The sequence below is a fragment of the Butyrivibrio proteoclasticus genome (genome assembly GCF_900115735.1).
GTDB classification, from domain to species: domain Bacteria; phylum Bacillota; class Clostridia; order Lachnospirales; family Lachnospiraceae; genus Butyrivibrio; species Butyrivibrio proteoclasticus_B.
The window spans coordinates 61,381-71,742 of sequence record NZ_FOXO01000022.1; the positions used below are offsets into that span (position 1 = coordinate 61,381).

Here is a 10,362-nt window from a genome sequence, read left to right on the forward strand (position 1 = left end):
GAGAATTATATGAGAATTGTATTTGCAACCGGAAATAATAACAAAATGAGGGAAATCCGAGAAATACTTGGTGGACTTGGCATGGATATTCTGTCCATGAAGGAAGCGGGAGTAGACGGGGATATAGTGGAAGATGGAACCTCTTTTTCAGAAAACTCTATGATAAAAGCAAAAGCTGTTTATGAAATGATCAGGGAAAAGAGCTCTGAAGAAGCTATGGAGACGATTGTTCTTGCGGATGATTCAGGCCTTGAGGTTGATTATTTAAATGGTGAACCCGGAATTTATTCTGCAAGATATATGGGCGAAGATACATCTTATATTATAAAAAATAACAAAATTATTGAAAGACTTGAGGGCGTTCCGGATGAAAAGAGAACGGCGCGCTTTGTGTGTGCCATTTCGGCGGTATTGCCTGATGGAAAGTCCTATTCATGCCAGGGCACAATGGAAGGCAGAATAGGCTATGAAATTGCCGGAGAAAACGGTTTTGGGTATGATCCTATTTTCTTTTTACCTGAATTTGGAAAAACTTCTGCAGAAATCAGCCCGGAGGAAAAGAATTCCATCAGCCATAGGGGAAAAGCTCTTAGAGAAATGGCAAAGTTACTTGGGGAAGGAATTTGATTTATGCATAAATATTTGGTTGTGAGTGATACTCATGGCAAAGATGATAATTTTTACGATGTTTTAGATCTGGAAGAACCATTGGATGGGATAATCCATTGTGGGGATTTTGAAGGCTCAGAAGGCAGATATGCACTTGCTGCCAACTGTCCTGTATATTTTGTTGCAGGCAATAATGACTTTTTTTCTGAGCTTAACAGAGAACTTGAATTTACTTTTGATGGACACAAAGCTTTTTTGACCCATGGACATAACTATATGGTTTCAATGGATCTTGATTATATTCGCAGCGAAGGAATTGCAAGAGGAGTTGAAGTTGTATTTTTTGGTCATACTCATAAACCTGTTGCAAAGACTATGGGTGGAATATACTTGTTCAATCCTGGGAGTTTGTCGTATCCTAGACAAGAGGGCAGAAAGCCAAGCTACATCGTGCTTACGACCGATGACAGCGGCATTATTAATTACGAAATAAAGTATTTATAAAAATGTTAAAAAAATTACAAAAAATGTGTTGACATTTGGTTCCAAATCAGTATATAATAAATCTCGCGTTACGGCGAAGGGCTTTAAAGCAAGACGGGGTGTGGCTCAGTTTGGCTAGAGCACCTGCTTTGGGAGCAGGGGGTCGCAGGTTCGAATCCTGTCACCCCGACTCAAGTTTTTGAACTTGAAATATTAGCCTTGTCGAAACGCAAGATGCGAAACAGTTTCATTACGAAATGTTTTGCGGGTGTAGTTCAATGGTAGAACACTAGCCTTCCAAGCTAGATACGTGGGTTCGATTCCCATCACCCGCTGCATGTGTCCGTAGCTCAGCTGGATAGAGCAACGGCCTTCTAAGCCGTGGGTCGGGGGTTCGAATCCCTTCGGGCACATCTATTTTTTTGAGCAGAGTACTTGCCGTTTTTATGGCTAGTGCGAGCCATTGGTGGACATTGACAGATGCATTGTTAGTGTAGCACCGCAATATGGTGGCTATAGCGTAGTTGGTTAACGCGCCAGATTGTGGTTCTGGAGACCGAGGGTTCGAGTCCCTCTAGCCACCCTGCACGAAAGTGCGTTGGGCTATCGCCAAGCGGTAAGGCACAGCACTTTGACTGCTGCATACGACGGTTCGAATCCGGCTAGCCCAGTTAGGCGTAACAGGATATCATATTGCGTCGAAAATTTGTTCATAGTAATACATGGGATACTAGCTCAGTCGGTAGAGCACTTGACTTTTAATCAAGTTGTCGGGGGTTCGATTCCCCCGTGTCTCATTTCAAAAGCCTTGTAAACTATATGTTTGCAAGGTTTTTGTTTTGCCACTTGTGTGTGCATAATTTAATTGTTCTTGATTTTTTTAGGTGCATTTATGACAAAAGGTTCTATTTCAAAAAATCTTATTTTATTCGCAATCCCACTTTTTTTAGGGCAGTTATTACAGCAGTTGTATAATGTGGTCGATTCTGTTGTAGTTGGTAACGTTCTTGGTAAAGAAGCTTTGGCAGCTGTCAGTACTACAGGAAGTCTTATTTTCTTAATGGTTGGCTTCATTAACGGCCTTTTCATGGGAAGCAGCGTTATCATTGGCAAAAGGTACGGAGCCGGTGATGAAAAAGGCGTATCAATCGCAGCTCATACAGGAATAACTTTCTCTATACTGATGGGAATTGTGCTTACTGTATTTGGCTATTTCTTTACACCTGTACTTCTTAGGTGGATGGGAACACCTGAGGATGTAATGCCTAACTCTGTCATGTATTTCAAGATTTATTTCCTTGGTGGACTTGGAAATGTATTATATAGTGCCTGTTGTGGCGTGTTTCAAGCCATGGGTGACTCAAAGAGGCCACTATATTATCTTATGGTCAGCACAGTTTTGAATACGATCCTGGATTTATTGTTTGTAAGGGATCTTGGATTTGGAATTGCGGGAGCGGCTCTTGCGACTGTTATTGCTCAGTTCGTGAGCGCACTCTTAGCATTTGTGAAGCTCACACAGGTTCAGGGACCGCACAGGATTGATATAAGGAAACTTAGAATGGATCCTGAAACGATAAAAAAGGAGCTTATGATAGGTTTTCCTACAGGAATACAAAATAGTGTCATTGCAATTGGAAATGTCGTTGTACAGTCAAATATTAACGCATTTGGATCAGCTGCAATGGCAGGATGCGGAAGTTACTTTAAACTCGAGGGATTTGTCTTTTTACCTATAACCTGTATGTCTATGGCCCTTACTACATTTGTGAGCCAAAATGTAGGCGCAAAAGAAATTAAGCGAGTTAAGAAGGGGGCTGTTATTGGAAGCGTTATCAGTGTGAGCTGTGCAGAGTTTATAGGACTTATGGTATTTTTATTTGCGCCGGTATTTCTTAGGATGTTTTCATCAGAGCCGGAGGTTCTTTTGATAGGAGCAACTCAGGCAAGGACAGAGAGCTTGTTTTACTGTCTTCTGGCTTTAAACCACTGCCTGGCAGGAATATACCGAGGAGCTGGAAAAACAACGGTGCCGATGGTCGTTATGCTCTCTAGCTGGTGTCTTCTCAGAATAACCTATATTACAATAATTGTAAGGATAATTCCTGTTGTTAACGTGATATTCTGGGCTTATCCACTGACATGGTCTGTGAGCGCAATAATCTTTATCATTTACTATTTCAAAGGCGACTGGCTCACAAAGGTTTTTGAGAATAATACTTGAAATTAGTTTATAAACTTTGTATAATCAAATTTGTTCGTGTTACACGGATATGCGGATGTGGCGGAATTGGCAGACGCGCTAGATTTAGGTTCTAGTGTCTCCGACGTGCAGGTTCGATTCCTGTCATCCGCATTATTGTTTAAGGTTGTATGTGGTTATCCATGTACAACCTTTTTTCATGTAATTGTTAAATACAAGTAATACATAATTTTGCCATAAGTAAGATTTGTTCGTATAAATTACTATACATTCTTGAATCAACAATTCAAGAATGCATCAACCAAGCCAATTTAAATCGACTTCGTCGATGAGGCTTGGTTGACTCTTCACTCATATTCTCACGAAATCCGCAGTATATGCGGATTTCTGGAATTTAGTTCAAGATGTAATAACTTCGTAGATAAAGGTAAATATATTAGCCTGATAGCCGAGAAGAAAAAATACCAGGGGGTAATTGATATGAGCAGATTATTTACTAACTTTATGGCGGACCTTTATATGAACACAGTATTTGTTATCTCCATGATGATTGATGTTCATAGGTTTTTAAAAGAAGAAAGGAAGGCAAAGAGCAGAAAGCTTATCCTTTCAATCTAAACATAGAATCATAAGCCTTTATATCTTTTTGACAGATATGCAGACAGAAGTATCAGTCCGAGGGTTTCCGTGAAATGATAAATTATGGATGTCCATACTATTCCGATTTCATGGCCCATCAGATACACTGTCTGCATTTGTAATATCGAAAAAGAAAATAAAAATAAAACCAGTATGATCAGTGATGCAATCTTGAGATATTTATCATTAAGAAAGATACCGGTCATGACAATTCCAAGAAGTATAGCCACAAGAATCTCGATGTATTTAAATCCATGAGTCATGTTGTAAAGCAAAATAAATGTGCTGTCTGTTAAGTCACTTGCCTGATCAAAAATACTCATCAATATTGCAATGAATCTTCTGTACATTATAGATGTAAAGTCATAGATAAGTTCTGCACAGATGAATATAACAGCCCAAAGCTGTAGCAGTCTGCTCACAGAGCTGGCAGAAAGTGTTGCCAGATTCTTACCAAGGTATTCCTGCTGTAAAAGACCTATTTCATTCTGATCATCTTCAGGAATCAAGTTCATATAGTGCCATAGTTGTTTCCAAGACAAATAAAAAATAAAGAAAATAATAAGAATCTGCAAAACAGAGCTTATTATCTGACAGGTCCAAAGCATTGAATCGAGCATGTTTGGAGAAGTTGATGAACCATTGCTTAGAAGAATCCTTATGGCACCTTCAATCAAGGCAGCGAATATTTTAATTATGGCAACTGAAAGAATTGCCCTTGATAGTATGTGTTTTTTTACACTTATGTACATTTCTTTATAACCTCACTATTATTAATCTTACTTCAATTATGTCAGCACGGTCAAATTGTGATAAAATACATCCTTATGAGAACAAGTAATAAAACAATTAATAAAATAACTGAAGGCCCCATAGTTTCAGGAATGTTGTCTTTCTTTGCAGCGCTTCTTCTTGGTGCTTTTTTTCAGCAGTTCTATAACACTGTTGATGCAATCATAGTTGGTCGTGTGGTAGGTGCAGATGGGCTTGCAGCAGTGGGTGGCTCGGCAGCTATGATTGTTAGCCTTTTTGTTGGCTTTTTCCAAGGACTTTCGACAGGAGCTTCCGTAGTAATTGCTCAGTTCTATGGCGCATCAAGAGATGATGAAGTGAAAAGAGCTGTTCATACTTCAATTGCCATGGCTGTCATTGGAGGCATTATAATCACTGTTATAGGACTTTTATCTGCCTCATGGGTAATTGGTATCATGAAGACCCCAAAGGAGATTATAGGGGCCTCTACGGCTTATTTAAGGATATATTTTCTAGGTATGGTCGCCAATCTGGTTTACAATATGGGGGCCGGAATATTGAGAGCTGTAGGAGACTCCAAAAGACCTCTATATGTCCTTATTATCAGCTGTTTTGTAAATATCTTCCTTGACCTTTTATTTGTTATAGGCTTTAAAATGGGAAGCGTAAGTGTGACTATGGGCGTTATAGGCGTTGCAATAGCAACGATTATGTGCCAGATATTAAGTGCTGCGATAGTTCTTTTCATGCTTATGCGAAGCATTGGCACATACAGGCTTTATCTAAAAGAGATAAGAATTGACCCTGATATGCTCCAACGAATCATAAATATCGGTCTTCCTGCCGGCATTCAGACTACCATGTATACTGTTTCCAATATGCTTATACAGACAGCTATAAATGAGGTCGGAAAAAATGCTACAGCAGCATGGGCAGCATATGGTAAAATCGACGTTCTCTTTTGGATGACCATAAGTTCTTTGGGAACGGCTGTAACTACCTTTGCAGGGCAGAATTTTGGTGCAGGCAAAAATGACAGAGTTCACAAAAGCACAAGGTACGCCTTTGTTATCGCATTTATAATCACAATTCCTTTAAGTGTTCTTCTATATTTTTACGGTGATCTTTTCCTAAAAATATTCGTAGATGACATAGAAGTAATTGAGGTAGGAATTCAAATGATAGAATATCTTGCTCCGTTTTATTTTACCTACATAGGCGTGGAAGTGTTTTCAGGAGTACTTCGTGGGATGGGGACAGCTGTAGTACCTATGCTTATTACTTTGAGCGGAATATGTGTCCTTCGAGTCGCTTGGATACTAATTGCATTTCCTCTAAATAAAACAATCGAAACGATAGAATTTAGTTATCCACTAACCTGGATAACGACCACGATCTTATTCACAATTTATTATATTTATTACACTAAAAAACACAGACTTTAAAGAAAAATGGGGAACTACATTTTTGAGATAAATTAAAAAAGTTCAAGCTGAATTATAGAAACAGAAAGACCACCGATTAGCCGGTGGTCTTATTTTTGAAAAGATTTATGTAGTTAGTTACCAGCTGCAACGTTTTCAGGAACTGTGTCGACTACAGTTTCAGGTGGAGCTTCTGCAGCTGCTTCAGGATTGGCGGCAGCGGCAGCGGCCTGGGCTGCAGCCTGTTCGGCAGCAATTATCTCATCAATGCCTTGCTGAGCCATAAATTCTGCTGTATGGTGGCATGTGTTGAGAACAGTAGTAGTATTACCATTTTCATCTGTAACGGTAGTATATGCAGAATTAGTAGGTGTATAGTTTACAAATCCTGACTGAAGTGCTGCAGGTACTTCAGGAGTGAGTTCAAATACACCGGCTGTCTTAAATGGGCAGCTTTCAGTGGATGGACAACCATCTATTGCACACATTGTTCCTGCATAATGAACATCACAGCTTTCTGTAGGTACGGTACCTTCTTCGAAATATTCAGTGTAAAGAGTACCGTCGCAAAGACCTGCAATTGGCTGTTTACCTGATCTTGAGCAAACTGTTGCTGAAACAATACCATCAGGGATGCTAAATGATGAGTATGGAAGATCGGCGTGGATTTTTTCCATGACCTTTCTCCACATAGTTTTGGAGAGGTTCTTTTCAGCCGAATTGGTCATCTTTGCATTGTTGTCATAACCGGTCCAGGTTGTTGCAGTGTAGTAGTTAGTAAATCCTGCAAACCATACATCTACATAGTCTGAAGTTGTACCGGTTTTACCTGCTATTGCTGTTGTACCGAAGTTTACTGAACCACCGGTACCGCTTGTAACAACGTCCTGCATTGCGCTTGTAAGAAGGAATGCTGTTGTTTCTTTTAAAATTCTCTTTGAGTTAGCCTGTGTATTATCAAGGATAACATTTCCATCGTGATCAACAACCTTAGTGTATAACTTGGGTTCAATATAAACACCACCATTTGCGATGGCAGCATATGCTGCATTAAGCTCAAAGTTTTTAACACCTTTTGTAAGACCACCAAGAGCAGTTGATTGCTGTATGTCTGAAAATGTCTTACCGTTAATTACTTCTTTTTCAACGATAGTTGTGAATCCGAAATTCTTAAGGTAATCAAATGCAAGTTGAGGAGTGATGAGGGTAATTGCTTCAACAGCAATAACGTTCATCGAATCTCTGATTGCAGCTCTTACGTTGTTGAGACCTCTATATTCAGATCCCCACCAGTTTCTTACAAGAGTTCCGTTTGAATAAGCAAACGGAGCATCATTAAATACTGTGGCAAGCGTGAGACCTGCACTGTCGATACCAGGTGCGTATGTTGAGATAACCTTAAATGTTGAACCGGGCTGTCTGTAAGAATCAGTAGCTCTGTTTAAGGTTCTGCTGGCTGTTTTGGCACCGCGTCCTCCGACCATAGCAACGATGTAGCCTGTGCTTTGTTCTTCGATAGTAAGTGAAACCTGTGGCTGAGGAGTGAGATTTATCTTTTCACCAAGAACTGTATCACCTTCTGACATAACAGCTGCCTTGTATTCTTCTATAGCAGCGTCAGCATCTTCTGATGAATTAAAGAGCATGTTGAAGCTGCTTTTTTGCTCTTTGAAGTAGCTTGTAAACATCTCACTGCTGTAGTTTGTCACTGTGCCATCAGCTGACTGTACAGACAATTCATAAGCAAGAAGGTACTTAGTTCCCTCAGGGTAGTTGCTTTCGTCTGTGTAAACTTCATCACAGATTGCCTGGATCTTGGGATCCTGTGTTGAATAAATCTTAAGGCCGCCACTGTAAAGAAGTGTATATGCCTGAGTCTCATTATATCCGGCATCAATAAGGTCTTCTAATACTTCATTTGTAAGAGCATCTACAAAGTAAGAGTTAACGGTTGAATCACCGCCAGTCTCCTGATTTACATTCTGGATTCTTGCATAAACATCATCTGCCATGGCTGAGTCATATTCAACCTGTGAAATATAACCTTGTTCAAGCATTTTTCTAAGAACTTTGTTGCGGCGCTCTGTGTTGTTTTCAGGGTGTGTAATCGGATTAAATCTGCTGGGGTTCTGAGTGATTCCGGCAATAACAGCACACTCTGAGAGGGTAAGCTCGCTGACGGATTTATTGAAGTAGCGAAGTGATGCAGCCTGAACGCCAAGAGTGTTTGAGCCAAGGTTGATAGTATTCATGTAGTTGATCAAAATATCATCCTTGCTCATTTTCTTTTCAAGCTGTATCGCAAGATACTGTTCCTGTATCTTACGCTTGACACTTTGAAGCTTTGTTTCATTAGTCCAACCTGAAAAAACGTTGTTCTTAAGAAGCTGCTGTGTTATGGTACTGGCACCTTCAGAGAAATTACCGGTTGTGATACCTCTTACTGCGGCACGGATAATACCCTGGATATCAATACCATTGTGCTCATAAAATCTTTCATCTTCGATGGCTACAAAAGCGTGTGCCAAATTCTCGGGAACCATATCCATAGTTACAGGTATACGGTTAGAATCTGTGGATACAAGCTTCGCAGTTTGATTTCCTTCTGTGTCATATACAAAAGTTGAGAAACCGGATGGAGTGACATCAATATTTGTGATATCAGGTGCAGTGGCGATTATGCCGTTGAAAACACCTATTCCGGCGCTTGCTCCAATAATAAAGAAGCCTATTATCAGAGAAAGCAGAATATAGAATCCGAAAAGACTAAATTTCTTTCCCCATTTATCGGTACCGGAGTTAAGTTCTTTTGCCTGATTTACGATACCTCTTTTTCCGTAATTCATACATTAACCTTCCTATAATTAGTCCATTTTAACCAATAAAGTATAACATGAATCCTTGGGATAATAAAGAAATGGGGCGAAAATTAAGAATTGTAACAATTATGCCACATTTCTGATATAATTTAGCACATGAGTGAAAGAGAATCTTATAAAGTATTAATTTCAAATGGATGCGGTGAGATAGTCGAGAAAAAATCGCGCTTTATAGCCAATGCTTTTCCTGTGGAAAACCAGCAGCAGGCAGATGAGAAAATTGCTGAGATATCTAAAAAGTACTGGGATGCAAGACATAATTGCTATGCTTTTGTTATAGGAAAAAACAGTGAGAATACTAGATGCAGTGATAATGGCGAGCCTTCAGGAACAGCAGGAAAGCCTATTCTTGAAGTTATAAAAGGAGCAGGGCTTACCAATACCCTTGTAATAGTAACAAGATATTTTGGGGGAGTTTTGCTTGGAACAGGTGGCCTTGTAAGGGCTTATACCCAGGCTGCACAGGCCGGAATCGCAGATGCCCGGATCGGTGAAATGGTATATTCCCAGAAGCTCACCCTGGAAGTTGCCTATAACATGGTAAATAATGTTCAGTATTTCCTTGGCCAAAACAATATCACCATCGCAGACGCACGCTACGAAGCTAACGTTCAGTTTGATATTTGCGTAAAAGAAGCAGATGTAAAACGCATAACTGACGGCCTTACCCAAAAATGTGAAGGACAGATAAGCATTATAGAAGGGGATAAAGGATATTTTCGGCAGTAGATGTATTCTATATTAACATCGTAAGCTCGGAGACACTGTGAAAAATATTTTTTTCATTTTCAGAGCAACTTACAAAATTTTATGCTGTAGATTAAGGGAGAGTATTCGGATAAATGTAATTAGCATACATCTGAATACTCTTTCTTTGTATATGCGTGAGTGACTTCTCTAACTCTCTAAAAATTTTAGATTGCGGCTACGTACGCCACCATTGACTGAGACTGAGGAAAACGCTTTGGTCTGCGAGCCGACGGTGAGGATGATGGGAACAGTAGATCTTATCTCGCCGTCGGAATCAGCATTGTAGCGTTTTCCTCAGAACCCGTCAATGGCAAGCACCTGCGGTGTGGCTTGGAATTATTGCCTCAGGCTCTGAATCCAGGAACAGTAGTGGTGGCTACTTTCAAGGACGTATGTGACTATATGTCTGCGTCTGCGTCTTTCAATGTAAAGAGAGCGAAGATTCTGTTTTGGAAATATAGCCAGATTTTTGAGCTTACGACACCATGCGACAAGGCTTTTGACTTGTGATTTTGGGCACATACGGCCTTATTTGAGGTTACCACACCATTATATAGAGATCATATGTCTAAAGTTCACTCATCCAATGGATGTGGCAATCCATTTTTTCTCGTATATGCCC

Annotated in this window: 9 protein-coding genes and 7 tRNA genes; 14 read left to right on the forward strand and 2 right to left on the reverse strand. The window is 39.9% G+C overall.

All coding sequences use genetic code 11. The annotated features are described in order from the left end of the window. The first annotated feature begins 9 nt into the window (after positions 1-9). The 11 genes from rdgB (at position 10) to BM146_RS19560 (ending at position 3,913) form a co-directional block, all read left to right on the forward strand. Complete coding sequence (gene rdgB / locus BM146_RS13345) at positions 10-627, forward strand: RdgB/HAM1 family non-canonical purine NTP pyrophosphatase (protein ID WP_074889991.1); 618 nt, start codon at positions 10-12, stop codon at positions 625-627. 3 nt (positions 628-630) lie between these two features. Then, a complete protein-coding gene (locus BM146_RS13350) occupies positions 631-1,113 on the forward strand; it encodes a metallophosphoesterase (RefSeq protein WP_074889995.1) in 483 nt (160 codons plus the stop codon). Positions 1,114-1,207: 94 nt separating this feature from the next. Continuing rightward, positions 1,208-1,282: transfer RNA gene (locus tag BM146_RS13355), tRNA-Pro, on the forward strand. 74 nt (positions 1,283-1,356) lie between these two features. Continuing rightward, positions 1,357-1,427: transfer RNA gene (locus BM146_RS13360), tRNA-Gly, on the forward strand. A 4-nt stretch (positions 1,428-1,431) separates the two neighbouring features. Further along, a tRNA-Arg gene (locus BM146_RS13365) sits at positions 1,432-1,505 on the forward strand. A 96-nt stretch (positions 1,506-1,601) separates the two neighbouring features. Next, positions 1,602-1,675: transfer RNA gene (locus BM146_RS13370), tRNA-His, on the forward strand. A 16-nt stretch (positions 1,676-1,691) separates the two neighbouring features. Then, a tRNA-Gln gene (locus tag BM146_RS13375) sits at positions 1,692-1,763 on the forward strand. A 53-nt stretch (positions 1,764-1,816) separates the two neighbouring features. Beyond that, a tRNA-Lys gene (locus BM146_RS13380) sits at positions 1,817-1,889 on the forward strand. Between the two features lie 95 nt (positions 1,890-1,984). Next, entirely contained in the window at positions 1,985-3,316 is a 1,332-nt protein-coding gene (locus tag BM146_RS13385) for an MATE family efflux transporter (protein WP_074889998.1), read from the forward strand. 51 nt (positions 3,317-3,367) lie between these two features. Further along, a tRNA-Leu gene (locus BM146_RS13390) sits at positions 3,368-3,448 on the forward strand. A gap of 327 nt (positions 3,449-3,775) precedes the next feature. Continuing rightward, on the forward strand, positions 3,776-3,913 hold the full coding sequence (locus BM146_RS19560; RefSeq protein WP_177201670.1) for a hypothetical protein: 138 nt from the start codon (positions 3,776-3,778) through the stop codon (positions 3,911-3,913). 8 nt (positions 3,914-3,921) lie between these two features. Here BM146_RS19560 and BM146_RS13395 read toward each other — a convergent pair whose 3' ends face one another. Then, on the reverse strand, positions 3,922-4,686 hold the full coding sequence (locus tag BM146_RS13395) for a hypothetical protein (protein ID WP_074890001.1): 765 nt from the start codon (positions 4,684-4,686) through the stop codon (positions 3,922-3,924). Between the two features lie 75 nt (positions 4,687-4,761). Between BM146_RS13395 and BM146_RS13400 the strand changes: the two genes are divergently transcribed. Then, on the forward strand, positions 4,762-6,132 hold the full coding sequence (locus tag BM146_RS13400) for an MATE family efflux transporter (protein ID WP_074890016.1): 1,371 nt from the start codon (positions 4,762-4,764) through the stop codon (positions 6,130-6,132). A 113-nt stretch (positions 6,133-6,245) separates the two neighbouring features. Here BM146_RS13400 and BM146_RS13405 read toward each other — a convergent pair whose 3' ends face one another. Further along, positions 6,246-8,957, reverse strand: coding sequence for a transglycosylase domain-containing protein (locus BM146_RS13405; protein WP_074890004.1), 2,712 nt, complete (start codon positions 8,955-8,957; stop codon positions 6,246-6,248). 129 nt (positions 8,958-9,086) lie between these two features. On the opposite strand from BM146_RS13405, the gene BM146_RS13410 reads away from it, so the two are divergent. Together BM146_RS13410 and BM146_RS19865 are read left to right on the forward strand one after the other, a co-directional pair. Beyond that, positions 9,087-9,719, forward strand: coding sequence for a YigZ family protein (locus BM146_RS13410; protein ID WP_074890008.1), 633 nt, complete (start codon positions 9,087-9,089; stop codon positions 9,717-9,719). Positions 9,720-10,112: 393 nt separating this feature from the next. Next, positions 10,113-10,250, forward strand: a complete 138-nt coding sequence (locus BM146_RS19865; RefSeq protein WP_207649929.1) for a hypothetical protein — start codon at positions 10,113-10,115, stop codon at positions 10,248-10,250. The last annotated feature ends 112 nt before the right edge of the window (positions 10,251-10,362 follow it).